The sequence below is a fragment of the Cellulosimicrobium sp. CUA-896 genome (assembly GCF_001942335.1).
Classification (GTDB): Bacteria; Actinomycetota; Actinomycetes; order Actinomycetales; family Cellulomonadaceae; genus Cellulosimicrobium.
The window spans coordinates 115,844-138,664 of record NZ_MKKH01000055.1; the positions used below are offsets into that span (position 1 = coordinate 115,844).

A 22,821-nucleotide genomic window follows, 5' to 3' on the forward strand; every position below is an offset into this window, starting at 1 on the left:
GCTGGTACCCGGGGTTCGGCACCCCCGCGCGCGCGGTCAGGCGCTGCGGCGCTCCAGCCGCTCCGCGAGCCGGCGCAGCGAGACGTGCATCATGCCGCGCAGGGCCAGGCCGACGAGCGGGGCCGTCACGCGCCGGGGGAGGGGGCCGGCGAGGTAGGCGTCCTCCCACCACACGACGCGGCACCGGCCCGGGCCGAGCGGCTCGACGTCGAACCCGGCGTCGCCGAGCAGCACCGGGCCGAGCTTGCGCACGCTCGTGCTGCCGACGCGCCCCGTCGCCGCGGAGGGCCGGTCGAGGGACTCGACGACCATGCGGTCGACGAACCCCGGCGCGCCCCGGCGCGCGAGCGGGCCGCTCACCATCGCGAACCGGTCGCCGACGTCCGGGCCGCGCAGCGCGGGCGTCGCCATGCGCGTGAGCGGGATGAACCGCGGGTGCGTGCGCGGGTCCGCGACCCAGGCGAACGCGACGGACGCGTCGACGGGCAGCTCCCGCCCGACGGCGACGCGGTGGTCCTTCCCCGTCACGCGTCGGCGTCCCGGGTGGGCCCGCCCCGGCGCCGCCGCGACAGGAGGCGACGGCGGCGCGGGGGCACCGCGTCCTCGGGCACGGGGACGAGCGTGGGCCGGGCGTCCTCGGTCGCGGCCTCGACGACCTCGAGCACGCGCCCGAACACCGACGGCGGCGGGCCGAACGCACGCCGCGACTGCGCGACGACGCCCTGCCCCAGCGCGCGACCGCCCGCGACGCCGACGACGGCCCCGATCCCGAACGGCACGAGCCGCCCGATCGCCAGCCCGGACTGCTTCGCGAGCTGTGTGCGCAGGAAGCGGTTGGCGAGCGCCTTGTTCACCTTCGTCAGGGTCCCGGAGGCATGCGCGTGAGCAGGACCTTGCCCCAGGCCGTGCCCGACCCCTGCGCCGCCCGCTCGACGTCCCGCGCGCCCTTCTCGCCGAGGACCGTGGCGAGGAGCAGGGCGCGGCGGCGGGCGACGTCGTCCACGGCGATCCCGTGCACGTCCGCCACCGCGAGCGAGAAGGCCGCCGACGACGCGAAGAACGTCGCGATGTCGCTCGACGTCAGGGCGATCCCCACCCCCGTGCCGACCGACGGGAACGCCGCGGCCGCGCCGACCGCGCCGCCCGCCGCCTGGACGACGAGCAGGTACTCCCGCTCGAGGATCGAGATGATCCCGGCCGGGCCTGCCTCCGGGTTCCGGCGGCGCACGGAGTCGACGTGCGCGCGGATCGCCTGCGACGGGATCGTCACCGCCTTGTCGAGCGCGGCGTCGAGCAGCGGGGTGGGGCGGTACGCCGTCCAGTCGACGGCGTCACGTGTCGACGCCGCGGCGTCCGAGACCTCGACGGGCAGGCCGCCACCCGGTGGCGTTCCGTAGTCCGGGACGTCCGGCCGTCGCGCCGCCCGGTTCCCCGCCGGGGCGCGCGCCGGCCCCGGGCCCACCGCGTCGTGCTCGTCCGCCATCGCGTCTCCCGTCGCTCACACGTCGGACTCGAGCACCGGGCCCGCGCCCTCCGGCTGGAAGAGGTACTCGACCTCCGCGCCGGCCTTGACCGTCCGTCCTACCGTGCACGCCTTGTCGATCGCTCGCTCGGCGACCGTGACGAGCCGCTCGCGCAGGTCGTCGTCGAGCGCCGACAGGTCGATGTCGTACGTGCCCGTGATCTTCGGGTACCGGTCCTCCTCGACGAGCTTGTCGCCGGAGACCCGGATCGTCAGCTGGTAGTCGTCCCCGAGCCGACGGGCGAACGTGCGGTCGGTGCTCATGCCCGCGCACGCCGCGAGCGCGATCTTCAGCAGCTCGCCGGGCGTGAAGACGGCGCCCTCGCTCGCCGGCCCGATCGACACCTGGGCGCCGCGCGCGGAGAACCCCGTGTACGTGCGGTTCCCGGTGCGCTCGACCCAGAGCGGGTCCCTCGGGGCGGGCGACGCCGGGGGCACGTCGCGGTCGGCCTCGGCGGCGGGGCTGAGGGAGGACTCGGCAGGCTCGGTCGTCATGGCCCGATCCTCGCACCCGCGCCCACCTCCTGGTGACCGCCGTCCTCCCTGTGGATCGGGTGTCACGTCCGCGCGGCCCGTCCGGTCGAGCAGGTGTCAGGCGGCCACGCGCCGCACCCAGGGATCGGAGGAGGACCTCATGAGGATCGTCGTCGTCGGCGGGACCGGGCTCGTCGGCAGCCAGGTGGTCGCACGACTGCAGGAGCAGGGCCACGAGACCGTCGTCGCCGCACCGAGCACGGGCGTGGACACGCTCAGCGGCGAGGGCGTCGACGCGGCGCTCGCGGGCGCGGACGTCGTCGTGGACGTGTCGAACTCGCCGTCGTTCGCCGACGAGGACGTCATGACGTTCTTCACCACGTCCACGCGCACGCTGCTCGACGCCGAGGCGCGGGCCAGGGTGCGGCACCACGTCATCCTGTCCATCGTCGGGGTCGACCGCACCGACGCCGGGTACATGCGCGCGAAGGTCGCGCAGGAGGAGCTGGTGCGCGGGTCCGGCCGCGGCTGGACGGTGGTGCGCGCGACGCAGTTCTTCGAGTTCGCGCAGGCCATCGCGGACGGCTCCACCGTGGACGGCGTCGTGCGCATCCCGACCGTCGCGTTCCAGCCGATCGCGTCGGCCGACGTCGCGCGCGCGGTCGCCGACGCCGCGGTGGGCGAGCCGCGGGACGCCGTCGTCGAGATCGCCGGCCCGGAGCGCGTGCGCTTCGACGGCTTCGTCCGGGACGCGCTGGCCGCCCGGGGCGACACCCGCCAGGTCGTCGGCGACCCGGACGCGACGTACTTCGGGGCGCGGCTCGCCGAGGACTCGATCGTGCCGCAGGGGGAGTCGGCCACCGGCCGGGTCACCTTCGCGCAGTTCACCTCCGCCTGAGCGCGGGCCTCGCCCCGGGGGGCAGACGCCGCGGTGCGCGGCGGCGTACCGTGACCGCATGACGTCGCACCCGACGGCGCCCGCGCGCCGGCGTCCGTGAGGACCCCGGGGCGCTCGAGGCGTTCCTCGCCGTCCGGCCGCAGCTGTTCGGGATCGCCTACCGGATGCTGGGGAGCGTCGCCGAGGCGGAGGACGTGGTGCAGGACGCCTGGATCCGGTGGCAGGGCGCCGACCGCTCGCGGGTGGAGAACCCGGCGGCGTTCCTCACGACGACGACCACGCGCCTCGCGATCAACGCCGCGACCTCCGCGCGGGCGCGCCGGGAGACGTACGTGGGCCCGTGGCTGCCCGAGCCCGTCGACACGAGCGACGACCCCGCGCTCGGCGCCGAGCGTGCCGAGGCCCTGGAGGTCGCGACGCTCGTGCTGCTCGAGCGCCTCACCCCGGTCGAGCGGGCGGTCTACGTGCTGCGCGAGGCGTTCGGGTACCCGCACCGCCGGGTGGCGGAGATCCTCGACATGACGGAGTCGAACGCGCGCCAGCTCGCGCGCCGCGCACGCGAGCGGCTGGGCACGCGTCCCGCGGTGCCCGTCGACCCGGGCGAGCACCGGCGTCTGCTCGACGAGTTCGTCGCCGCGGCGCACGACGGCGACCTGGCCCGGTTCGAGCGGTTCCTCGCCGACGACGTCGTGGCGCGCCCCACGGCGGCGGGCGCGTGCACGCGTCGCGCAAGGAGCGTCGTGGGCGTGGCTCGCGTGTCGCTGTTCTTCGACAACGTGTGGCGCAAGTACTGGGCGGACGCCGAGCTGCGCGTGGTCGAGGCGAACGGGCTCCCCGCCCTGCTCGTGCTGCGCGACGGCACGCCGTTCGCGCTCGTGTCGCTCGACGTCTCCCCGGCGGGGATCGAGCACGTGTACGTCCAGGTCAACCCGGACAAGCTCGGCGGCTACGCGGCCGCGGCCTGACGGTCGCGCCGTCCGAGCGCGAGCAGGGCGGCGACGGCCGCCGCGCCGGCGGCGGCGAGGAACGCCGTCGGGTAGCCGGCCACGGGGACCAGCGCCCCGACCGCAGCGGCGCCGAGGGCCTGGCCGAGGACCAGAACGACGAACAGCAGCGCGGTGCCGGACGGCGCGCGCGGGGCGTCGATCCGCGCGGTCCACGCGATGAGCGCGCCGGTCCCGGCGGTGTAGCCCCAGCCGAACGCCGCGCAGGCGGCCAGCGCGAGCGGCGCGCTGCCCGCGGCGGCGACGAGCGTCGCGGAGGCCACCGCCACGGTGCCCGACGTGACGAGCCAGGAGGTGCGCGGTCCGCGGCGCTCCAGCCAGGCGGCGGTGGCGAGGACCGCCGTGCCGCCCGCGCCGATCGCGACCCAGGCGAGGACCGAGGTGGTCTCGGCGGTGCCCGACTCGACGAGGAGCGTGCGGCCGTAGTTCCAGACCGCCGCGGAGCCCGCACCCATGAGGAGGGCGGCCGCGAGCACCGTCGCGTGGGCGACGAACCAGGAGGACGGTGGCATCGACGCCCGCGCGGGGGCGGGGCCGCGCGTGCGGGCGGTCGCGACGACGACGGCCCCGGACGCCACCGCGACGACGGCCGCGAGGCCCCAGGCGAGCCGCCAGTCCGGGAGCAGCAGCAGGGCGAGCACGCCGGCCGCGACGAGTCCTGGCCCGGTGCCGGCGTTGACGACCGCCTGCGCGCGTGGCATCTCCTGCGTCGTCGGATCGCGCTGGAGCGTGGACACCAGCGCGGGGGACGCGAGCCCTGCCCCGGCCGAGCCGGCGATCGCGAAGGCGGCGAAGCTCCCGGCGTCGGGTGAGAGCGCCATCCCCAGGGCCCCGCCGGCCGCGCTGAGCGCCGCGGCGACCACGAGCGCCCGTGCGTGGCGGGCCGCTGCGGAGAACCCCACGAGCGCCCCGACGACGTAGGCGACGGAGGCGCCGCTCGACACCACGCCGGCGGCGGCGACGCCCAGGTCGAGGTCCGCCTGCACGTCGGGGAGGAACAGCCCGTAGGCGAGCCGCACGAGGCCGTACGTCGCGGCGATGAGGGCGGTGCCGCCCGCGAGAAGGGGTACTGCCGAGGACGTCCGAAACGAAAACGAGCGTTTCACATTGGCGAGTCTAGGGTGAAGGCATGGCGATCCGCACGAGCACGGAGTCGAAGCTGCTCGACGCCGCCGACGAGCTGTTCTTCTCGCGCGGCATCGCGGCGACGTCCGTCGACGCGGTGCTCGAGCGCGCCGGCGTGTCCGCCGCGACGCTCTACCGTGGCTACCCGAGCAAGGAGGCGCTGCTCGCCGCCACGCTCGAGCGGCGCCACCGCGAGTGCTCGACACCTGGGACGCGGCCGTCGCCGCCGAGCGCACCGCGGAGGGGCGGCTGCTCGCCGTCTTCGACGCGCTCGACGCCTTCCGCTCCCGGCCGCTCGGCTCACGGTGGTGCGCCTTCCTCGGCTCCGCGGCCGAGTTCGTCGACCCGCCCGCCGAGGTCGAGCGGGCGATCCGCACCGACACCGAGACCCTGCGCGCCCGCCTCGTCGAGCTCGCCGCCGCCGTCGACCCTCGCCGCGCCGACGAGCTCGCCGAGCAGCTCCTGCTCGTCGTCTCCGGCTACCTCGCGATGCGGCTGCGGGTGCCCGGCACGACCACGCGGACGGCGCGCGCCGTGGCGCGGACGCTCGTCGCCGGCACCTGACCGTCCGGACCGCGCCGCTGCGCACGGCTCAGGCGACGCGGGCGGGCTCGGCCTCGCGCGTCGTCGGTCCGTCGGGGGTGGTCCCGGTCGCCGCGCCCGTCGACGCGCCGTCGTGCCCGACGGCGGTGCTCACCTCGGCGGTGGGCGCGTCGGCGCGCGGCACGCCCGCGACGAACGCGGCGCGGGGGCGCTGCACGGCGGTGAGCGAGACGACGTCGCGCCCGAACAGCGCCGCGGTGAGCCAGACCGCGAGGACGCGGACCTTCCGCTCCCACGTCGGGATCGCGAGCACGTGGTACCCGCGGTGCATGAGCCACGCGAGCGCCCCGCGCACCACGATCCGGCGGTACTCGAAGACGCCCGAGCCGATGCCGAGCGTCGCCACGACGCCGAGGCTGCCGTGCCGGTACGGGCGGGTGACCCGGCCGCGCCGGACCGCGACGAGGTTGCGCGCGAGACGTCGTCCCTGGTGCACGGCGTGCTGCGCGTTCGGCACGGTGAGCGCGCCCGGCCGCGGGACGGCGAGGTCGGGGACCGCGGCGCCGTCCCCGGCGGCCCACGCGTCCTCGACCGGCTCCTCGACGGTCCCGACGCGCAGGTCGGGCCGCACGACGACGTAGCCGCGCGCGTCGACGGGCAGGTCCGTGTGGGTGGCCACGACCGGGTTCGCCGCGTTGCCCGCCGTCCACACGAGCAGGCCCGAGGCGAACTCCTCGCCGGTCGTCAGGCGTACGACGCCGCCCTCCGCCGAGTCGAGCCCGGCGCCCAGGTGGACGTGCGCGCCGCGACGTTCCAGCTGCTCGACCACCCAGCGCCCGGGGCGCTCGGTGACCTCCGGCAGGATGCGCGCGTTGCGCTCGACGAGGTGGAACTGCACCTCGGACGCGTCGATCTCCGGGTACAGGCGCAGCAGGTCGTGCGCGAGCGACAGCAGCTCGGCGAACCCCTCGACGCCGGAGAACCCGCCGCCGACGAACGTCACGGTGAGCAGGCGCTCGCGCTCCGGGCCGGCGGGCATGCTCGCCGCGCGGTCGAACGACGTGAGCAGCCGGTCGCGGATCGCGACGGCCTCCTCGACGTGCTTCATGCCGATCGCGTGCTCGGCGACGCCCGGCACCGGGAAGACGCGCGTCACCGCGCCGGCGGTGACGACCACCGTGTCGTACGGCAGCCGGTGCTCGGGGCCCGAGCGGGGCCGGACGACGACCGAGCGGTCCGCGTGGTCGACACGCGTGACGGTGCCGTCGACGAGGCGCGTGCGACGCAGGTGGCGCCGGTGCGCGACGGCGGCGTGCCGCGCCTCGACCGACCCCGCCACGACCTCCGGCAGGAACGGCTGGTAGGTCATGTACGGGCGCGGGTCGACCAGGACCAGCTCCACCTCGCCGCGGCGCAGCTCGCGCCGCAGGTGCTTCTCGAGCTCCCGCGCCACGGTGAACCCGGCGTAGCCCCCGCCGACGATGACGATGCGTCCCATGACCGCCTCCTGTGCGGCGCGCCGTCTGCGCGCTCCTGACCTCTCGACCGCGCAGCACCTCGATCCGTGACAGCGCTCGGGGCGGTGTGCGCAGGACGGGGCTTGACCTGGAGCGCGCTCCAGGTCGCATGCTCGAGTCATGTCGGACGTGCTGATCCCCGCCCCGCCCGTCGCGGTGCCGCCGCAAGGCCTGTCCATCGGCGACGCCGCGCGCGCGGTCGGCCTGAGCGTCGACACGCTGCGCTACTACGAGAAGGAGGGACTGCTCCTCGACCCGGCGCCCCGCGACGGCGGCGGTCGGCGCCGCTACGGCGAGCACGACCTCGCGTGGCTGGCCGGCCTCGTCATGCTCCGGGAGACGGGCATGTCGATTGCCGACGTCCGCGTCATGGCGGACCTCAGCCGCCGCGCGGGCACCGAGGCCGAGCGCCTCGTCGTGCTCGAGCGGCACCGCGAGCGGGTCGTCGCCGAGATGGAGCGCACGCGCCGCCACCTCGCCGCGCTCGACACGAAGATCGCGTCCTACCGCGCGGCGTCAGGCGGTTACGACGCATCCCCGCACTCCCCGCACTCCCCGGACGACCAGGAAGAAGGCCCACGATGACCAGCACCAGCACCAGCACGACCGTCCCCACCGTCCCCCTCGGCGACGGCCTGCACGTCTCCGCGATCGGTCTCGGCGCGATGGGCATGAGCGCGTACTACGGCCCGACCGACGAGGCGGAGGCCGTCGCCACGCTGCGCCGCGCCGTCGACCTCGGCGTGACGTTCGTCGACACCGCGGAGGCGTACGGGCCGTTCGAGAACGAGAAGCTCATCGGGCGGGCGCTCGGCGACCGCCGCGACGAGATCGTGCTCGCCACCAAGGCGTCGGCCGAGACCGACGACGACGGCACCGTCCACGGCCGCAACGGCACGCCGGAGTACATCCGGCGCGCCGCCGACCGGTCGCTGCGCCACCTCGGCACCGACGTGATCGACCTGTACTACCTGCACCGCGCCGACCCGGCCGTGCCGATCGAGGAGTCGGTCGGGGCGATGGCCGAGCTCGTCGCGGCGGGCAAGGTGCGGCACCTGGGCCTGTCCGAGGTGTCCGCCGACACGATCCGCCGCGCCCACGCCGTGCACCCGCTCGCGGCGGTGCAGTCGGAGCTGTCGCTGTTCTCGCCCGACGTGCTGCGCAACGGGGAGAAGGCGGTCATGGACGAGCTCGGCATCGGGTTCGTCGCGTTCTCGCCGCTCGGTCGGGGCGTCCTGACGAGCAGCGTCCGCAGCCTCGACGACCTCGCCCCCGATGACGCCCGCCGCGGCCTGCCCCGGTTCCAGCCCGAGGCGTTCGCAGCGAACCTGCGCCTGGCCGACCGGGTGCGCGAGGTCGCGGCCGAGCGGGGCGTGACCGAGGCGCAGGTCGCGCTCGCGTGGGTGGTCGCGCAGGGTGCCGTCCCCATCCCGGGGACGCGACGGCGCGAGCGGCTGGAGGAGAACGCGGCGGCCGCGCGCGTGCGGCTCTCGGGCGACGAGCTGCGGCGCCTCGCGGAGGCGGTCCCGGAGGCCGAGGTGGCCGGTCACCGTGACTACGCGCCGGTGCCCGACGTCGCGACCGCTGACGGCGGGACGCCCGCGCGCCGCGACCAGGATGCAAGACGCGTGCGCCGTGATGTCACAGAACGGTCACGGCCTCGGTCATGACCAGTGGCGGCCGGTATCCGCCGGCCGCCCGGCCCCTCGTGGACCGTCCTTCGAGCAAGGAGCACGAGCATGAGCCATCACGTCCTCGAACCGCAGGCCCAGGAGTTCGCCGAGGCGACCTCGACGCCGCCGTTCCTCTACGAGCTGGGCCCGGAGCGGGCCCGCAAGGTGCTCGACGACGTCCAGTCCGCGCCCGTCGACCTCCTTGACGTCGACGAGGAGTGGCGCACCGTCCCGGCGGACGTCGGCGACGTCGCGGTCCGGATCGTCCGGCCCGCCGGCTCGACCGGCCCGCTGCCCGTCGTCCTCTACATGCACGGCGGCGGCTGGGTGCTGGGCAACGCGGGCACCCACGACCGACTCGTGCGCGAGCTCGCCGTCGGCGCCCAGGCCGCCGTGGCGTTCGTCGAGTACGACCGCTCGCCGGAGGCGCAGCACCCCGTGGCGGTCGAGCAGGGGTACGCGACCGCTCGCTGGATCACCGCCGAGGGCGCGGCGCACGGGCTGGACGCGTCGCGCCTCGCCGTCGCGGGCGACTCCGTCGGCGGCAACATGACCGCCGTCCTCGCGCTCCTCGCGAAGCAGCGCGGCGACGTCACGTTCGTCCACCAGTCGATGTACTACCCGGTGACCGACGCCGGCCAGGACACCGCCTCCTACCGCGAGTTCGCCGACGGGCCGTTCCTCACGGCCAAGGCCATGGCGTGGTTCTGGGACTGCTACCAGCCGGACGTCGACAAGCGCGACGACCTCACCGCGTCCCCGCTGCGCGCGAGCCTCGACGACCTCGCCGGGCTGCCGCCCGCGCTCGTGATCGTCGACGAGAACGACGTGCTGCGCGACGAGGGCGAGGCGTACGCGCGCCGGCTCCTCGAGGCGGGGGTGCGGGTGACGAGCCTGCGCTACAACCACATCCTCCACGACTTCATGATGCTCAACCCGATCCGCCCGACCGCCGCCGCGAGCGGCGCCGTCGCGCAGGCGATCGACACGCTGCGCACCGCGCTCGGCACCCGCTGAGCCGAACACCGGCCCCGCGGCCGTACCCATCGCGCATCCACACCTTCCTGGAGACATCCATGTCCACTCCCACGGTCGTCCTCGTCCACGGCGCGTTCGCCGACTCCACGAGCTGGAACGGCGTCGTCGAGCGCCTGCGCGACGCCGGCGTGCCCGCCGTCGCGAACGCGAACCCGCTGCGCTCCCTGTCCGGCGACGCCGCGTACCTGCGCGACGTCCTCACCGCGATCGACGGCCCCGTCGTCGTCGTCGCGCACTCCTACGGCGGCATGGTCGCCACGCAGGGCGCCGCGGGCGCACCGAACGTCGTCGGACTCGTCTACGTGGGCGCGTTCGCGCCCGACACCGGAGAGAGCGCGTTCGAGCTCTCGGCGAAGTTCCCCGGCAGCACGCTCGGGGACGCCGTCGTGCCGACACCCCTTGCGGACGGCGGGCAGGAGCTCACCATCCGCCAGGACGCGTTCCACCAGCAGTTCGTGGCGGACGTCGACGCCGACACGGCGGCCCTCATGGCGGTCGCCCAGCGTCCGGTCACGGCCGCGGCGCTCAACGAGCCGCTCGCGACCGCGACCCGGCGTGGCGGCACGTCCCGTCGTGGTTCGTCCACGGCGCCGAGGACCGGAACATCCCGGCCGCGGTGCTCCGGTTCGTCGCCGAGCGGGCCGGCTCGCGCGGCACGACCGAGGTCCCGGGCGCATCCCACGCGCTCGCGGTCTCGCGGCCGGACGTCGTCGCGCAGGTCGTGCTCGACGCCGTCCGGGCGGTCGGGGAGGCCGCGGCCTGAGCCGCTGACCTGCCGGTCCACGAGTCGGCCGACGGCGTCGGGCGTGCCCCGTCGCCGTCGGCGACGCGCGCCTAGACTGGCGCCCGTGGTTACCGACGCGCCGTCCGCGGCACCGATCCCGACCCCGTATGAGGACCTGCTGCGCGACGTCCTGGAGCACGGGACGCCGAAGGGCGACCGGACGGGGACGGGCACGCGCAGCGTGTTCGGCCGGCAGATCCGGTTCGACCTGTCGCAGGGCTTCCCGCTGATCACCACCAAGCGGGTGCACCTGAAGTCGATCGCGTACGAGCTCCTGTGGTTCCTGCGCGGCGAGTCGAACGTGCGCTGGCTCCAGGAGCGCGGCGTCACCATCTGGGACGAGTGGGCGGACGCCGACGGCGAGCTGGGACCGGTCTACGGCGTGCAGTGGCGCTCGTGGCCGACGCCGGACGGCCGCCACGTCGACCAGATCGCGCAGGTGATCGAGCAGATCCGCAGCAACCCGGACTCACGCCGCCACATCGTCTCGGCGTGGAACGTCGGCGAGCTCGGCCAGATGGCCCTGCCGCCCTGTCACGCGATGTTCCAGTTCTACGTCGCCGACGGCCGCCTCTCGTGCCAGCTCTACCAGCGCTCGGCCGACCTCTTCCTCGGCGTGCCGTTCAACATCGCGTCGTACGCGCTGCTCGTCCACATGGTCGCCGCGCAGACGGGCCTCGAGGTCGGTGACTTCGTGTGGACGGGCGGGGACGTGCACATCTACGACAACCACGTCGAGCAGGTGCGCGAGCAGCTCGGGCGCGTGCCCTACCCGTACCCGACGCTGCGCCTCGCACCGCGCGACTCGATCGACGCGTACGAGTACGAGGACATCGAGGTCGTCGGGTACCAGCACCACCCCACGATCAAGGCCCCGATCGCGGTATGACGGGACCGGTCGCCCGGTGATCGGGCTCGTCTGGGCCCAGGCGCGCGACGCCGCGGGGCGGCCCGTCATCGGCGCGGGCGGCACGATGCCGTGGCACCTGCCCGAGGACCTGGCCCACTTCCGCCGCGTCACGTCGGGCCACCCCGTCGTCATGGGCCGCCGCACCTGGGACTCGCTGCCGCCCCGGTTCCGCCCCCTGCCCGGCCGCACGAACGTCGTCGTCACGCGCCAGGCGGGCTGGGTGCCCGACGGCGACCGCGCGCCCGACGAGTCACGGGCACCCGTGCGCGTGGCCGGGTCCGTGGACGCCGCGCTCGCCCTCGCCCGCGAGGCGGCCGGGCCGGACGGCGAGACCTGGGTGATCGGCGGCGCGCAGCTCTACGCGGCGGCGATCGAGCACGCCGACCGGTGCGTCGTCACCGAGATCGACGCCGAGCTGGAGGGCGACACGTTCGCGCCGGCCGTCCCTGCCGGGTGGCGGGCCGAGGCGGGGGAGTGGGCGACGTCGTCGACCGGCCTGCGGTACCGGATGGTGACCTACCGGCGCCACTAGGTTGACCGCCTATCTAGTCAGGCATACTGTCTAGCCGTGGACGACGACCGCGACTGGCCCAGCGAGTGGCTGCGCGGCGTGCTCGGCCTGTGCGTGCTGCGCGTCCTCGCCGACGGACCCACCTACGGCTACGCCGTCGCGACGGCGCTCGCGGACAGCGGTCTCGGGCCGCTCAAGGGCGGCACGCTGTACCCGCTGCTCAAGCGTCTGGAGGACGCGGGCTGGGTCGTCGCCGAGTGGCGGCCCGGAGAGGGCGGGCCCGGCCGCAAGTACTACGTGCTGACGGGTGCGGGAGCGGACGAGCTGCGCCGGTCCGCCGCCCGGTGGGACGCGTTCACCACGACGACCCGCCGGATCGTCGCCGACGGCGCGACCGCGCCCGCCGAGGAGGAGCCCGCATGACCACCACCGCTCAGGAGCGCCGCGAGGCCCGCCGGTTCGCGATCGAGCGCGAGCTCGCCCCGCACGTCGACCCCCGGTGGGCCGAGGGAGTGCTGCTCGAGCTGCGCATCCAGGGCGTCGCCGGCGACCTCATCGGCGAGGCGCTCGGCGAGGTGGACTCCCACTGCGCGGAGAGCGGGGAGAGCGCGGACGAGGCGTTCGGCGACCCCGTCGCCTACGCGCGCTCGCTCGGGCTTCCCCGCAGCCCCGACCAGGGTGCGGGCGCGGTCGTGCGGACGGTCCTGCCGACGCTCGTCCAGCTCGCGGGCATGTTCCTCACGCTGTGGTCCGTGCCCGCCGTGGTCACCGGGGACGCGGTCGAGATCACGGTCGGTCAGGTGCTCGCGGGCGTGGTCCTCGTCGGCGCGCTCGTGCTCCTCGCCCGGCGGCCCGAGCCCGTGCTGCGTGCGCTCGTGCGCCGCCCGGTGGTGGGGACCGTCGCGTTCGGGGCGGCGTCGGCGGCGCTCGTCGTCCCGCTCCTCCTGCTGCGCGCGACGCTCGTGCTGCTGCCCGCGGGGGCGACGTGCGCCGTCGGCATCGCCCTGCTCGTCGTGGGCACGGCCGCCGACCTGGTGCGCGCGCGACGGCCGGACGGTGCCGACCCGGTCCTCGCACCCCTGCAGGACGCTGCTACCACCACGCGTCGTCGTCGCGAGAGCCGGCGGGTCGGGCTGTTCGCCGCCCTGCTCGTGCCCGCCTGGACGCTCGTCGTCGGGGTGCTGCTCGGGTGGCTCGCCACGTGATCGCGCAGGGCCGTCCGCGCATTTTCGCAAAAACCGTTGGCGAATGCGCGGTATGCGCTTTCCGCAATGTCAACCACGCGTCGTCCCAGGTCACGGGAGCGCCCGCGTCGACGATCGGTGCGGGGGATCTTCTGATGTCGCCCTCACGACCGGCCCGTCCCGACCGATAGAACACTCCGCCTGGACACTCGTCCGGGTCACGACAGGAGGAGTGTCACGTGGGTGTACTGACGAGGCGTCGTACGCAGGACGACGTGCTGGCCGACCAGCGGCAGGTGATGACCGCCGAGATCCAGGCGCTGGCCCACGTCATGGAGCGGCTCGGCGAGGTCGCCGGCGCGGACTCCGAGGAGGCCGGCATCGAGGCGGTGCTCGACGGCGCCCGCCGGGCGTTCGGCTTCGACTACGCCTCCGCGTGGGCGGTGCGCCAGGGCTCGGAGGAGCTCGAGTTCGTCACGCAGGTGGGGTCGCTGGGGTCCGAGCTGAGCGCGATGACGCCCACCCACACGATGACGCGTGGCTACGGGCTGTGCGGCGTGGCGTGGGAGCGCGGGGAGATCGTGGACCTCGTCGACCTGGCGGACCACCCGGCCAACTGCGCGCGCGGCGAAGCCAGTCTGCGCGCCGGCGCCCGCGGCGCCATGTCGTTGCCCGTCCGGCGCGACGGCGAGATCGTCCTCATGCTCGACTTCCTCTCGGCGCGGCTCGGCACGCCGAGCCCGACGCGCGCGTTCGTCCTCGACGCGCTGTCGCGGGCCGTCTCCCAGTCCCTGACCACGATGCACTCCGCGGTGCAGGTCCGGGACTCCATCGGCGACCAGCAGGCGGTGACGACCGTCGTCGCCGAGGTCGGGTCGTGCGCCGACGAGGAGTCGGCGGTGCGGACCGCGCTCGACTCGGTGCGCCAGGAGTTCGGCTGGGCCTACGGCTCGTTCTGGAGCCTGGACGAGGACGCCCAGGTCCTGCGGTTCGCGGTCGAGTCCGGGACGGCGGGCGAGGAGTTCCGGCAGGTGACGCTGGCGGCGAGCTTCGCCGAGGGCGTCGGGCTGTCGGGGCGCGCGTGGAGGGCGCGTGACCTGGTGTTCGTCCGCGACCTCGGCGAGCTGACCGACTGCGTGCGCGCCCCTGCCGCGCAGCGCGCGGGGGTCCGCTCGGGGGTGTGCCTGCCGATCATCATCGACGGCCAGGTCATCGGCACCATGGACTTCTTCACCACCGAGACGACCACCCTGTCGGAGAGCCGCGCCGACGCCCTGCGCAACGTGGGTCGGCTCGTGTCCCAGCGTCTGGACATCCTGCGCCGCGCCACTCGCGACGCGGAGGCCGCGACGGCGCTGCTCGGCAGCGTCGAGCAGCTCTCGGCGAGCGCGAGCGAGGCCGGGGCCGTGGCCGCCGGTGCCGTCGCCCAGGCCTCCGAGATCGCCGAGGAGGTCCGCGCGCTCAGCGACTCCTCGACCGCGATCGAGGACGTCATCAAGATCATCTCCACCATCGCCGACCAGACGAACCTGCTGGCGCTCAACGCCACGATCGAGGCCGCCCGCGCGGGCCAGGCCGGGCGCGGGTTCGCTGTCGTGGCGACGGAGGTCAAGGAGCTCGCCGGCGGGACGACGACCGCCACGAGCAAGGTCGGCCAGCAGGTCGCGGACATCCAGACCAACACCGCGACCGTGGCGCGGGGCATCGAGGCGATCAACGAGACGATCGGGCGGATCGACGAGGTCCAGCAGCGCATGAGCGACGTCCTGGAGAGCCAGCGCGCCATGGCCCGGGCGTTCGAGGGGCGCTGACCGGGCGCAAACCACCCGGCCGCGATCCTCACGCCCGGCCGTGCCCGGTCGATAGAGCCCTCTGCCCCGGGCAACCACCCAGGGGTGGACGAGCAAGGGGGCGTGGAGTGGGTGTACTGACGGGGCGTCGCTCGCACGGCGACGCGGTGGCCGACGAGCAGGAGGTCATGACCGCCGAGATCCAGGCGCTGGACCAGGTCATGGAGCGGCTCGGCGAGGTGGCGTGCGCGACCTCCGTGCACACCGGCATCGAGGCGGTGCTCGACGGCACCCGGCGCGCCTTCGGGTTCGACTACGCGTCGGCGTGGGCGGTGCGCGAGGGGGCGGACCACCTCGAGTTCGTCGCGCAGGTCGGGTCCTTCGGCGCCGAGCTGGACGAGATCACGCCGTCGCACCGCCCGGGCAAGGGGTACGGGATGTGCGGCATCGCCTGGGAGCGCGGCCGCGTCGTCGACGTGCCGGACCTCACGCAGTACGCGCCCAACTGCGCCCGCGGCGTGGCGGCCCTCGCGGCCGGTGCCCGTGCAGGTATGTCGCTGCCGCTCTGGCACGACGGGAAGATCGCCCTGGTGCTCGACTTCGTCACGAAGCGCGTCGGCACACCGAGCCCGACGCGGCCGTTCGTGCTCGACGCGTTGTCCCGGGCCGTCTCCCAGTCCCTGACCGCGATGCATGCGGGCGCCCAGGTCCGCGACGCGGTGCGCGACCAGCAGGCGGTGACCGCCGTGGTCGCCGAGGTCGGGTCGTGCACGGACGAGGAGTCGGCGGTGCGGACCGCGCTCGACTCGGTGCGCCAGGAGTTCGGCTGGGCGTACGGGTCCTTCTGGAGGCTCGACGAGAGCGACCGCGTGCTGCGGTTCGCGGTCGAGTCCGGGACGGCGGGGGAGGAGTTCCGGCAGGTCACCCTGGCGGCGAGCTTCGCCGAGGGGGTCGGGCTGTCGGGCCGCGCGTGGAAGGCGCGCGACCTGGTGTTCGTGCGGGAGCTCGCCGAGCTCACCGACTGCGTGCGGGCTCCCGCGGCCCAGCGTGCGGGCGTCCGCTCGGGGGTGTGCCTGCCGATCGTCATCGACGGCCAGGTCATCGGCACCATGGACTTCTTCACCACCGAGACGATCGAGCTCTCGGCCAGCCGCGCCGACGCGCTGCGCAACGTGGGCCGGCTCGTGTCCCAGCGCCTGGACATCCTGCGCCGCGCCGCGCGTGACGCCGAGGCCGCCGCCGCGCTGCTCGGGAGCGTCGAGCAGCTCTCGGCGAGCGCCGCCGAGGCGGGGACCGTGGCCGCGGGCGCGGTCGCCCAGGCGTCCGAGATCGCGGCCGAGGTGCAGGCGCTGAGCGAGTCCTCGGCGGCCATCGCGGACGCATCAAGATCATCTCCACCATCGCCGACCAGACGAACCTGCTGGCGCTCAACGCCACGATCGAGGCGGCGCGCGCGGGTCAGGCGGGCCGCGGGTTCGCGGTCGTGGCGACCGAGGTGAAGGAGCTCGCGGGCGGAACGACGACGGCCACGAGCAAGGTCGGCCAGCAGGTGGCGGACATCCAGACCAACACGGCGACCGTGGCGCGCGGGATCGAGGCGATCAACGACACGATCGGCCGCATCGACGAGGTCCAGCAGCGTATGAGCGAAGTGCTGGAGAGCCAGCGCGCCATGGCGAGGGCGTTCGAGGGGCGCTGACCGGGCTGACCGGGCTGACCGGGCTGACCGGGCCGACCCGACGGCGGCCCGGGCCCGGGGCGTCAGAGCCCGGTCGGCTCGATCGGCTCCAGCCGCGGCGGCGGCACGGGGTGCGGCTCCTCGAGCGTCTCGACGTGCGTCTCGAGCGGCGCGGTGAGGCGCTCGACCGCGGCGTCGAGGTTGGCGGTGATCGCGGCGACGAGCCCGTCGGCGTCGCGTGCCTCGAACCGCTCGACGAGGTCGGCGTGCGACACCGCGGAGTCGCGCCGCACCGCGTACTCGTCGCTGACGGTGAAGCTCGCGATGCGCACCTCGACGATGAGCGTGCTCATCCACCGCAGCAGCCACGGGTTGCGGGCCGCCGCGACGAGCGTCCAGTGCAGCGTGAGGTCGGCGTCGCCGATGCGCCGGGCGTCCTCGGAGCGGCCGGCGGCGACGAGCGCGTCGTACGCGGTGCGGACGGCAGCGGCCTTGGCCTCGCCGGCGGAGGCGACGGCGATCCGCGCCGCCGTCGTCTCGACGCTCGCGCGCGCGGCGTACAGGGCGGGGATGCGGTCGCGGCCGATCGTCATGACGCTCAGGCCGCGACCAGGGGTCGCGCTGAGCAGACCCTCCTGGACGAGCCGCTGCGCGGCCTCGCGGAACGGGCCGCGGCTCACGCCGAGCTGGTTCGCGATCTCCACCTCGCGGATCGGCGAGCCGACGCGCAGCGCGCCGGAGTAGATCGCGTCACGCAGCTCGCGCGCGATGAGGTCGACCGTCGACGGCCGCGTCACCGGCGAGAGGAACGGCGCGGCGCCGAGCGGGGCGCGCGAGGCCGGGCTCATCGGCTCTCCCTTCCCGAGGTGGTCGTGCGCTGGTCGAGGTCACGATCCGGTATCACATCATCCCCTGCCGACGGCGTGGTGCGTCCGCCGGGGACGCGGTCTTCTGTCTGCGGGCCGGACGGGGGTGCGTCGCGCGTCTGCCCTGGTCAGAGCGTGTGTCACGCGCCGTGGCCGTCCGGTGGGACGGGCCGCTGCGACCCGTCTGCTGTCCGATTGTAGACAATCGGACGGTAGGACGGTCACATTGTTGAATGGTCGACGACCGGTTAACGTCGTGGAACGTCCAACGACCCCACCGACCGTCCGCGACCGCTCGCGTCGACGGGCACGAAGGGAATCATGACTTCCACGCGAACCACCGCGCCCCGGCGTCGCGCGCTCCTGGCGGCCAGCGCCGTCGGCCTGCTCGCCGTGACCACCGCCTGCTCGAGCGTCGACGACGGCGGCAACGAGACCGGCGGCGACGACACCGCGGGCGGCGGCACGCTGACCGAGCTCCAGGACTCCGGCACCATCACCGTCGGCTTCGCCGGCGAGGAGCCCTACAGCTTCCAGGACGACAGCGGCGAGCTCACCGGCGCGGCTGTCGCCCTCAACGAGGCCATCTACGGCGAGCTGGGCATCGACTCGGTCGAGGGCACGCTCACCGAGTGGAACTCGCTCATCCCCGGCCTCAACGCGGACCGCTTCGACTCCATCAGCGCGGGCATGTCGATCCTGCCCGAGCGCTGCGAGCAGGCCGCGTTCAGCGAGCCCGAGATCATGTACACCACGGCGTTCCTCGTGCCCGAGGGCAACCCGCAGAACCTCACCGACTGGCAGTCGGCCGTGGACGCGGACATCAACCTCGCCGTCATGTCCGGTGCGATCGAGGCCGGCTACGCCGAGGAGACCGACGTGCAGACGACGCAGGTCGGCAGCCCGCAGGACGGCCTCGACGCCGTCACCTCCGGCCGCGCCGACGCGTTCGCGCTCACCGGCATCTCGCTGCGCGCGCTCGCGGACAACACCGACGCCCCGGTCGAGGCGACCGACGCGTTCGTCGCCGTCATCGACGGCGTCCCGCAGATCGGCGCCGGCGCGACCGTGTTCCGCGACGAGGACACCGAGCTGCTCGAGGCGTACAACGAGGAGCTCGAGTCGATCGTCTCCGACCCCGAGCGCTACGCCGAGATCCTCGGCCCGTTCGGGTTCACCGAGGCCGAGCGTCCTGTCGAGGGCCTGACCGCGGAGATGCTCTGCGAGGGCGACCTCGAGGCCATCGCCGACGAGCTCGGCCCGGAGCTCGGCCTGGACGCCTGAGTCGATGGCCGACGATCTCGAGACGCTCGTCACCCGGCTCCCGCAGCTCGGTGACAGCGTCCTCGTCACGCTGCAGCTGACGCTCGGCGGCGCCGTCCTGGCGATGCTGATCGCGCTGCTTCTCGGGTTCGGCTCGCGCACCCAGTCCCTCTGGGTGCGCGGCCGGCCCGCGTGGTGGTCGAGTTCTTCCGCGGGACGTCGCTCGTCGTCCAGTTCTTCTGGCTCTTCTTCGTGCTGCCCGTGTTCGGGTTCAAGATGGAGTCGCTGGCCGTCGGCATCGTCGCGCTCGGGCTCAACTACGGCGCGTACGGCGCGAGGTGGTCCGCGGCTCGATCAACTCCGTCCCGGTGGGGCAGTGGGAGGCGTCGACGGCGCTCAACCTCGGCCCGATCCACCGCGTGCGTCGCGTGATCTTCCCGCAGGCGTGGGCGCTGATGATCCCCATGCTCACCAACCTGCTGATCCAGCTGCTCAAGGGCTCCGCGCTCGCGACCTTCATCTTCCTCCAGGACGTGAACTTCTTCACTGAGCAGCTGCGCCGCAGCACCAACGACGTGTTCTTCTCCTACACCGTGGGCCTGCTCGTGTACTTCGCCATCGCGTACGTGCTGACCCTGGGCATGAACGCGCTCGAGGTACGGGCCAAGAACCGTCTCGGCGCCGGGCCGAGCCTGCGTGAGGTGCTCAACCTCGCGCCGGTCCCCGTGTCGGCGAAGGGAGGTGCGGCATGAACGACATCTGGAGCTGGGAACGCGCCTGGGAGGTGCTCCCCGACCTGCTCTACGGGTTCCGCCTCACGATCCTCGCGACCGTCGTCGGCACGGCGATCGCCGCCGTGCTCGGCCTGTTCGTCGCGCTCGCCCGACGCTCGAGCGTCCGGTGGATCAGCGTCCCGGTCGGCGTGGTCGTCGAGTTCATCCGGTCCACGCCGCTGCTCGTGCAGCTCGTGTTCGTCTACCTCGCGCTGCCGACCGTCCCCGGGATCGTCGTCGGGTGCGCCGTGCTCGGCGTGCACTACGCGACGTACATGTCCGAGGTGTACCGCGCCGGGATCGACGCCGTGCCGCGCGGCCAGTGGGAAGCCGCCACCGCACTCAACCTCCCGCGCTCGCGCACCTGGCGCGACGTCGTGCTGCCGCAGGCCATCCGCAAGACGCTCCCCGGTCTCGGCAACTACGCGATCTCGATGTTCAAGGAGACGCCGTTCCTGTTCGCCATCTCCATCGTGGAGATGTTCGCGGCGGCGCAGAACTACGGCGCCAACACGTTCTCCTACATCGAGCCGCTGACCATGGTCGGCCTGTTCTTCCTGGCGGCCAGCTACCCGACCTCGCTCCTCGTGCGACGGATGGAGAAGCGCCTTGCCTGACGTGATCGACCCCACGACCGACCCAGCCAGTCACCCGGAGGACAGCGTGTCGACCACGCCGGACACCACCCCCGCCATCGAGTTCCGCGACGTCATCAAGCGCTTCGGCGACAACGTCGTGCTCGACGGGCTGAGCTTCAGCGTCGCCAAGGGCGACCGCGTGACGCTCATCGGCCCGTCGGGCTCCGGCAAGACGACGATCCTGCGCCTGCTCATGACGCTCGAGGAGGCCGACGGCGGGCTCATCCTCATCGACGGCGACCCCTACACCCACGAGTACCGCGGGCAGAAGTGGGTCGAGATCCCCGAGAAGCGACGCCGCGCCGTGCGCAAGCGCGTGGGCATGGTGTTCCAGCAGTTCAACCTGTTCCCCAACATGACCGTGCTCGAGAACATCATCGAGGCGCCCATGCACGTGCTCGGGCACAATCGAAAGCAGGCCACGGCCCGCGCGGAGGAGCTGCTCGAGCAGGTCGGCATGGCCGAGAAGCGCGACGCCAAGACCACCGAGCTCTCCGGCGGTCAGCAGCAGCGCGTCGCCATCGCGCGAGCGCTCGCCATGGACCCCGAGATCCTGCTGCTCGACGAGGTCACTTCGGCGCTCGACCCCGAGATCGTCGCCGACGTGCTCGGCGTGCTGCGGGACGTCGCCGAGAACACGGACATCACCATGCTGCTCGTCACGCACGAGATGCAGTTCGCCCGCGAGGTGTCGAACCGCGTGCTCATGTTCGACCACGGGCGGATCATCGAGGAGGCTCACCCCGAGACGATGTTCACCGCCCCGGAGCACGAGCGCACGCAGGAGTTCCTGAAGGCTGTGTTGGGCTGAGTCCTCTGGTGGTGGTGGGTCCGCGGCCGACGGTTCCGCGAGGGGCGGGGCGGGTCTACCATCCGCCGCTCGTTCCTCGCGGCTCCCGCCAGACCCACCACGACCCGCCCCACCCCTCGCTCCACCGTCGACCGCTCATTGCACCGTCGACAGCACGCCTGTGGCCCGTCCGGTACTCCGGGCGGGCCATACGTGTGCTCGGGGTCAGGCCGGGTCGCCGATGCGGTGGAGGGCGTCGAGGACCTGGGTCCAGAAGCGGTCGTGGTCGAGGGTGACGCCAACCTGGGTGCGGCACTCGGCGGGCTCGTCGCCGAGGAGGTCGACGACCGTCATGCCGGTGGTGAGGGTGCCGGCGAGCTCGACGTCGATCGGGGCGCGACGCGTCGTCATGACTGCTGGTTCGGCGACGTAGGCGACGGCGCACGGGTCGTGGACCGGCGGGTGCGGGAAGGCCTGCGCCGAGCGGTAGGTGCTGCTGTAGAAGTCGAGAAGCTCGCCGACGAAGCGGGCAGGGGTGGTGCCGAGCGCGGCGATGCGGTCGCGGACGTCGGGCGTGGCCACGGCCTGGTGCGTGACGTCGAGTCCGACCATCGTCACCGGCCACGCCTCGTTGAGCACGACGTGCGCGGCCTCCGGGTCGGCGAAAACGTTGAACTCCGCGGTGGGCGTGCGGTTCCCGCCGTGGAACGCGCCGCCCATCATCACGATCTCCCGCACGCGCGGCACGATGCTCGGCTCCTTGCGGGCCGCCATGGCGATGTTCGTCAGCGGCCCGACCGGGACGAGCGTGATCTCGCCGGGCTCTGCGTCGAGCACCGTCTCGATGATGAGGTCGACGGCGTGCCGGTCGTCGACGACGCCGCGAGGCGACGGGAGGACCGGCCCGTCCATGCCGGTCTCGCCGTGGATGTCGGGCGCGACGATCCGCGGCCGGACGAGCGGACGGTCGCAGCCCGCCGCGATCGGTACGTCGATCCCCGCGACCTCCGCGACGGCGAGCGCGTTGCGCGTCACCTTCTCGAGCGTCTGGTTGCCGGCGACCGTCGTCACCGCGACGAGGTCGATCGCGGGGGAGCCGTGCGCAAGAAGCATCGCGACGGCGTCGTCGTGGCCGGGGTCGCAGTCGAGGACGACCTTGCGAGGGAGCGAGGAGTCACCGGTGAGCACGCGCCCATCCTCGCGTGCGGACCCCTGCTCGGCAGCCTGTGTCCGCTCGCAGTGCCCGACGACGCGTGGCGTGCTTCGCGTCCGGGCACCCGCGGCGGCTAGGCTGTGCTGCGGCCCTGCCCCGGGGCCACGCGCCTGTAGCTCAGGGGATAGAGCACCGCTCTCCTAAAGCGGGTGTCGCCAGTTCGAATCTGGCCAGGCGCACCGAGTCGGTGTATGACTCCGCCTGATGCTTGACGGTTCGGGTTCGGCTGATGGTTGACGGTGTGGCAGCTGATGCTTGACACCTGCTTCGGCTGACGCTTGACGCTCGCTCATGAGGGAGTTGAGCGTGGCTGAGCAGATGTACAAGGCGGTGGTGGCGGTCATCGGTGATGGCCGTTCGATCACCGAGGTCGCGGCGTCGTGGGCCATCTCGCGTCAGACGCTGGGCACTGCCCCAGGATCGGTTGACTCCTGACCTGTGAGGACTGTCGTTCTCGCTGGAAGGATGTCCCTCGTGCCCAAGCCCTATCCTCCGAGTTCGGGACTGCTGCCGGATCCGTTGACACGGGGTTAGTGGTGATCATGCCGCAAGCGCGGCGTTCTGGGCGGTGAAGGCGAGCTCGTACTCGACGGGGGTGAGCTTGCCGAGGGCTCGCTGGCGTCGACG

General features: G+C 73.8%; 26 protein-coding genes, 1 tRNA gene and 3 pseudogenes. 22 read left to right on the forward strand and 8 right to left on the reverse strand.

The genetic code is table 11. From position 1 onward, the window contains the following. Positions 1-36: 36 nt before the first annotated feature. Genes BJF88_RS15065 through BJF88_RS15075 form a run of 4 tightly spaced genes read right to left on the reverse strand, consistent with a single transcriptional unit; the run spans position 37 to position 2,017 of the window. Positions 37-528, reverse strand: coding sequence for an SRPBCC family protein (locus BJF88_RS15065; protein ID WP_075829389.1), 492 nt, complete (start codon positions 526-528; stop codon positions 37-39). Then, a complete protein-coding gene (locus BJF88_RS22450; protein WP_255372071.1) occupies positions 525-854 on the reverse strand; it encodes a hypothetical protein in 330 nt (109 codons plus the stop codon). Before BJF88_RS22450 ends, BJF88_RS15065 begins: the two co-directional genes overlap by 4 nt. A 5-nt stretch (positions 855-859) precedes the next feature. Continuing rightward, positions 860-1,483, reverse strand: coding sequence for a hypothetical protein (locus tag BJF88_RS15070; protein WP_255372072.1), 624 nt, complete (start codon positions 1,481-1,483; stop codon positions 860-862). Positions 1,484-1,498: 15 nt separating this feature from the next. Beyond that, a complete protein-coding gene (locus tag BJF88_RS15075; RefSeq protein WP_075829390.1) occupies positions 1,499-2,017 on the reverse strand; it encodes an OsmC family protein in 519 nt (172 codons plus the stop codon). 139 nt (positions 2,018-2,156) lie between these two features. On the opposite strand from BJF88_RS15075, the gene BJF88_RS15080 reads away from it, so the two are divergent. Both BJF88_RS15080 and BJF88_RS15085 read left to right on the forward strand, forming a co-directional pair. Continuing rightward, a complete protein-coding gene (locus BJF88_RS15080) occupies positions 2,157-2,894 on the forward strand; it encodes an SDR family oxidoreductase (RefSeq protein WP_075829391.1) in 738 nt (245 codons plus the stop codon). A gap of 137 nt (positions 2,895-3,031) precedes the next feature. Then, positions 3,032-3,859 (forward strand): annotated as a pseudogene (locus BJF88_RS15085) (sigma-70 family RNA polymerase sigma factor); the annotation flags it as partial. On the opposite strand, the gene BJF88_RS15090 reads toward BJF88_RS15085, so the two are convergent. Further along, on the reverse strand, positions 3,841-5,004 hold the full coding sequence (locus BJF88_RS15090; RefSeq protein WP_075829393.1) for an MFS transporter: 1,164 nt from the start codon (positions 5,002-5,004) through the stop codon (positions 3,841-3,843). The pseudogene BJF88_RS15085 and the gene BJF88_RS15090 overlap by 19 nt on opposite strands. Before the next feature lie 23 nt (positions 5,005-5,027). On the opposite strand from BJF88_RS15090, the pseudogene BJF88_RS22455 reads away from it, so the two are divergent. Together BJF88_RS22455 and BJF88_RS15095 are read left to right on the forward strand one after the other, a co-directional pair. Then, positions 5,028-5,135, forward strand: a pseudogene (locus tag BJF88_RS22455) (TetR family transcriptional regulator); the annotation flags it as partial. Positions 5,136-5,218: 83 nt separating this feature from the next. Beyond that, the gene (locus BJF88_RS15095; protein WP_255372073.1) at positions 5,219-5,587 is read left to right on the forward strand and encodes a hypothetical protein; all 369 of its coding nucleotides are present in this window, start codon (positions 5,219-5,221) and stop codon (positions 5,585-5,587) included. A gap of 28 nt (positions 5,588-5,615) precedes the next feature. Here BJF88_RS15095 and BJF88_RS15100 read toward each other — a convergent pair whose 3' ends face one another. Next, positions 5,616-7,064 (reverse strand): NAD(P)/FAD-dependent oxidoreductase, encoded by a 1,449-nt coding sequence (locus tag BJF88_RS15100; RefSeq protein ID WP_083649179.1) that lies wholly within the window; start codon positions 7,062-7,064, stop codon positions 5,616-5,618. Between the two features lie 139 nt (positions 7,065-7,203). Here BJF88_RS15100 and BJF88_RS15105 point away from each other — a divergent pair, with 139 nt between their 5' ends. The 11 genes and pseudogenes from BJF88_RS15105 to BJF88_RS19260 all read left to right on the forward strand — a co-directional run bounded on the left by BJF88_RS15105 (position 7,204) and on the right by BJF88_RS19260 (position 16,672). After that, entirely contained in the window at positions 7,204-7,668 is a 465-nt protein-coding gene (locus tag BJF88_RS15105; RefSeq protein WP_075829394.1) for a MerR family transcriptional regulator, read from the forward strand. Beyond that, positions 7,665-8,753, forward strand: a complete 1,089-nt coding sequence (locus BJF88_RS15110) for an aldo/keto reductase (RefSeq protein ID WP_083649180.1) — start codon at positions 7,665-7,667, stop codon at positions 8,751-8,753. The genes BJF88_RS15105 and BJF88_RS15110 overlap by 4 nt, the downstream gene beginning before the upstream one ends. 69 nt (positions 8,754-8,822) lie before the next feature. Then, positions 8,823-9,773, forward strand: a complete 951-nt coding sequence (locus BJF88_RS15115) for an alpha/beta hydrolase (protein ID WP_075829395.1) — start codon at positions 8,823-8,825, stop codon at positions 9,771-9,773. 59 nt (positions 9,774-9,832) lie between these two features. After that, positions 9,833-10,258 (forward strand): annotated as a pseudogene (locus BJF88_RS23845) (alpha/beta fold hydrolase); the annotation flags it as partial. Between the two features lie 384 nt (positions 10,259-10,642). Next, positions 10,643-11,467, forward strand: coding sequence for a thymidylate synthase (locus BJF88_RS15125; RefSeq protein WP_369824637.1), 825 nt, complete (start codon positions 10,643-10,645; stop codon positions 11,465-11,467). A gap of 16 nt (positions 11,468-11,483) precedes the next feature. Then, entirely contained in the window at positions 11,484-12,020 is a 537-nt protein-coding gene (locus BJF88_RS15130; protein WP_075829396.1) for a dihydrofolate reductase, read from the forward strand. A gap of 36 nt (positions 12,021-12,056) precedes the next feature. Continuing rightward, a complete protein-coding gene (locus BJF88_RS15135) occupies positions 12,057-12,422 on the forward strand; it encodes a PadR family transcriptional regulator (RefSeq protein WP_075829397.1) in 366 nt (121 codons plus the stop codon). Continuing rightward, positions 12,419-13,204: a hypothetical protein gene (locus tag BJF88_RS15140; protein WP_075829398.1), complete on the forward strand. Its 786-nt coding sequence runs from the start codon at positions 12,419-12,421 to the stop codon at positions 13,202-13,204. The genes BJF88_RS15135 and BJF88_RS15140 overlap by 4 nt, the downstream gene beginning before the upstream one ends. Positions 13,205-13,422: 218 nt before the next feature. Continuing rightward, complete coding sequence (locus BJF88_RS22730; protein ID WP_222844020.1) at positions 13,423-14,994, forward strand: methyl-accepting chemotaxis protein; 1,572 nt, start codon at positions 13,423-13,425, stop codon at positions 14,992-14,994. A 107-nt stretch (positions 14,995-15,101) separates the two neighbouring features. After that, positions 15,102-16,472, forward strand: coding sequence for a GAF domain-containing protein (locus BJF88_RS15150; RefSeq protein WP_158068955.1), 1,371 nt, complete (start codon positions 15,102-15,104; stop codon positions 16,470-16,472). Further along, entirely contained in the window at positions 16,412-16,672 is a 261-nt protein-coding gene (locus tag BJF88_RS19260) for a methyl-accepting chemotaxis protein (protein WP_304441372.1), read from the forward strand. Before BJF88_RS15150 ends, BJF88_RS19260 begins: the two co-directional genes overlap by 61 nt. Positions 16,673-16,734: 62 nt before the next feature. On the opposite strand, the gene BJF88_RS15155 is transcribed toward BJF88_RS19260, so the two are convergent. Next, complete coding sequence (locus BJF88_RS15155; protein ID WP_075829399.1) at positions 16,735-17,499, reverse strand: GntR family transcriptional regulator; 765 nt, start codon at positions 17,497-17,499, stop codon at positions 16,735-16,737. 339 nt (positions 17,500-17,838) lie between these two features. On the opposite strand from BJF88_RS15155, the gene ehuB reads away from it, so the two are divergent. The 5 genes from ehuB to ehuA all read left to right on the forward strand — a co-directional run bounded on the left by ehuB (position 17,839) and on the right by ehuA (position 21,002). Continuing rightward, on the forward strand, positions 17,839-18,801 hold the full coding sequence (ehuB, locus tag BJF88_RS15160) for an ectoine/hydroxyectoine ABC transporter substrate-binding protein EhuB (protein ID WP_075829400.1): 963 nt from the start codon (positions 17,839-17,841) through the stop codon (positions 18,799-18,801). 171 nt (positions 18,802-18,972) lie between these two features. Next, complete coding sequence (locus tag BJF88_RS22470) at positions 18,973-19,212, forward strand: ABC transporter permease subunit (RefSeq protein WP_255372074.1); 240 nt, start codon at positions 18,973-18,975, stop codon at positions 19,210-19,212. Then, the gene (locus tag BJF88_RS22475) at positions 19,149-19,532 is read left to right on the forward strand and encodes an ABC transporter permease subunit (protein WP_255372075.1); all 384 of its coding nucleotides are present in this window, start codon (positions 19,149-19,151) and stop codon (positions 19,530-19,532) included. The genes BJF88_RS22470 and BJF88_RS22475 overlap by 64 nt, the downstream gene beginning before the upstream one ends. Next, positions 19,529-20,170 (forward strand): ectoine/hydroxyectoine ABC transporter permease subunit EhuD, encoded by a 642-nt coding sequence (gene ehuD, locus BJF88_RS15170; protein ID WP_075829401.1) that lies wholly within the window; start codon positions 19,529-19,531, stop codon positions 20,168-20,170. The genes BJF88_RS22475 and ehuD overlap by 4 nt, the downstream gene beginning before the upstream one ends. A 46-nt stretch (positions 20,171-20,216) precedes the next feature. Beyond that, positions 20,217-21,002 carry an ectoine/hydroxyectoine ABC transporter ATP-binding protein EhuA gene (gene ehuA, locus BJF88_RS15175; protein ID WP_255372076.1) on the forward strand — a complete coding sequence of 262 codons (786 nt, stop codon included), beginning with the start codon at positions 20,217-20,219 and terminating at the stop codon, positions 21,000-21,002. Between the two features lie 204 nt (positions 21,003-21,206). Here the strand turns inward: ehuA and BJF88_RS15180 are convergent, their stop codons facing one another. Continuing rightward, positions 21,207-22,169 carry a nucleoside hydrolase gene (locus tag BJF88_RS15180; protein WP_075829402.1) on the reverse strand — a complete coding sequence of 321 codons (963 nt, stop codon included), beginning with the start codon at positions 22,167-22,169 and terminating at the stop codon, positions 21,207-21,209. 131 nt (positions 22,170-22,300) lie between these two features. Between BJF88_RS15180 and BJF88_RS15185 the strand changes: the two genes are divergently transcribed. Then, positions 22,301-22,373, forward strand: a tRNA-Arg gene (locus BJF88_RS15185). 127 nt (positions 22,374-22,500) lie between these two features. Next, positions 22,501-22,629: a hypothetical protein gene (locus tag BJF88_RS22480; protein WP_255372081.1), complete on the forward strand. Its 129-nt coding sequence runs from the start codon at positions 22,501-22,503 to the stop codon at positions 22,627-22,629. Positions 22,630-22,821: the final 192 nt, after the last annotated feature.

What these genes read in the sequence shown, in the direction of transcription:
- BJF88_RS15100 (WP_083649179.1), bottom strand. Translation starts at nt 7,064, where the DNA reads ATGGGACGCATCGTCATCGTCGGCGGGGGCTACGCCGGGTTCACCGTG.
- ehuD (WP_075829401.1), top strand. Translation starts at nt 19,529, where the DNA reads ATGAACGACATCTGGAGCTGGGAACGCGCCTGGGAGGTGCTCCCCGAC.
- ehuB (WP_075829400.1), top strand. Translation starts at nt 17,839, where the DNA reads ATGACTTCCACGCGAACCACCGCGCCCCGGCGTCGCGCGCTCCTGGCG.
- BJF88_RS15105 (WP_075829394.1), top strand. Translation starts at nt 7,204, where the DNA reads ATGTCGGACGTGCTGATCCCCGCCCCGCCCGTCGCGGTGCCGCCGCAA.
- BJF88_RS15080 (WP_075829391.1), top strand. Translation starts at nt 2,157, where the DNA reads ATGAGGATCGTCGTCGTCGGCGGGACCGGGCTCGTCGGCAGCCAGGTG.
- BJF88_RS15155 (WP_075829399.1), bottom strand. Translation starts at nt 17,499, where the DNA reads ATGAGCCCGGCCTCGCGCGCCCCGCTCGGCGCCGCGCCGTTCCTCTCG.
- BJF88_RS15140 (WP_075829398.1), top strand. Translation starts at nt 12,419, where the DNA reads ATGACCACCACCGCTCAGGAGCGCCGCGAGGCCCGCCGGTTCGCGATC.
- BJF88_RS15070 (WP_255372072.1), bottom strand. Translation starts at nt 1,483, where the DNA reads ATGGCGGACGAGCACGACGCGGTGGGCCCGGGGCCGGCGCGCGCCCCG.
- BJF88_RS15110 (WP_083649180.1), top strand. Translation starts at nt 7,665, where the DNA reads ATGACCAGCACCAGCACCAGCACGACCGTCCCCACCGTCCCCCTCGGC.
- BJF88_RS15075 (WP_075829390.1), bottom strand. Translation starts at nt 2,017, where the DNA reads ATGACGACCGAGCCTGCCGAGTCCTCCCTCAGCCCCGCCGCCGAGGCC.
- BJF88_RS15115 (WP_075829395.1), top strand. Translation starts at nt 8,823, where the DNA reads ATGAGCCATCACGTCCTCGAACCGCAGGCCCAGGAGTTCGCCGAGGCG.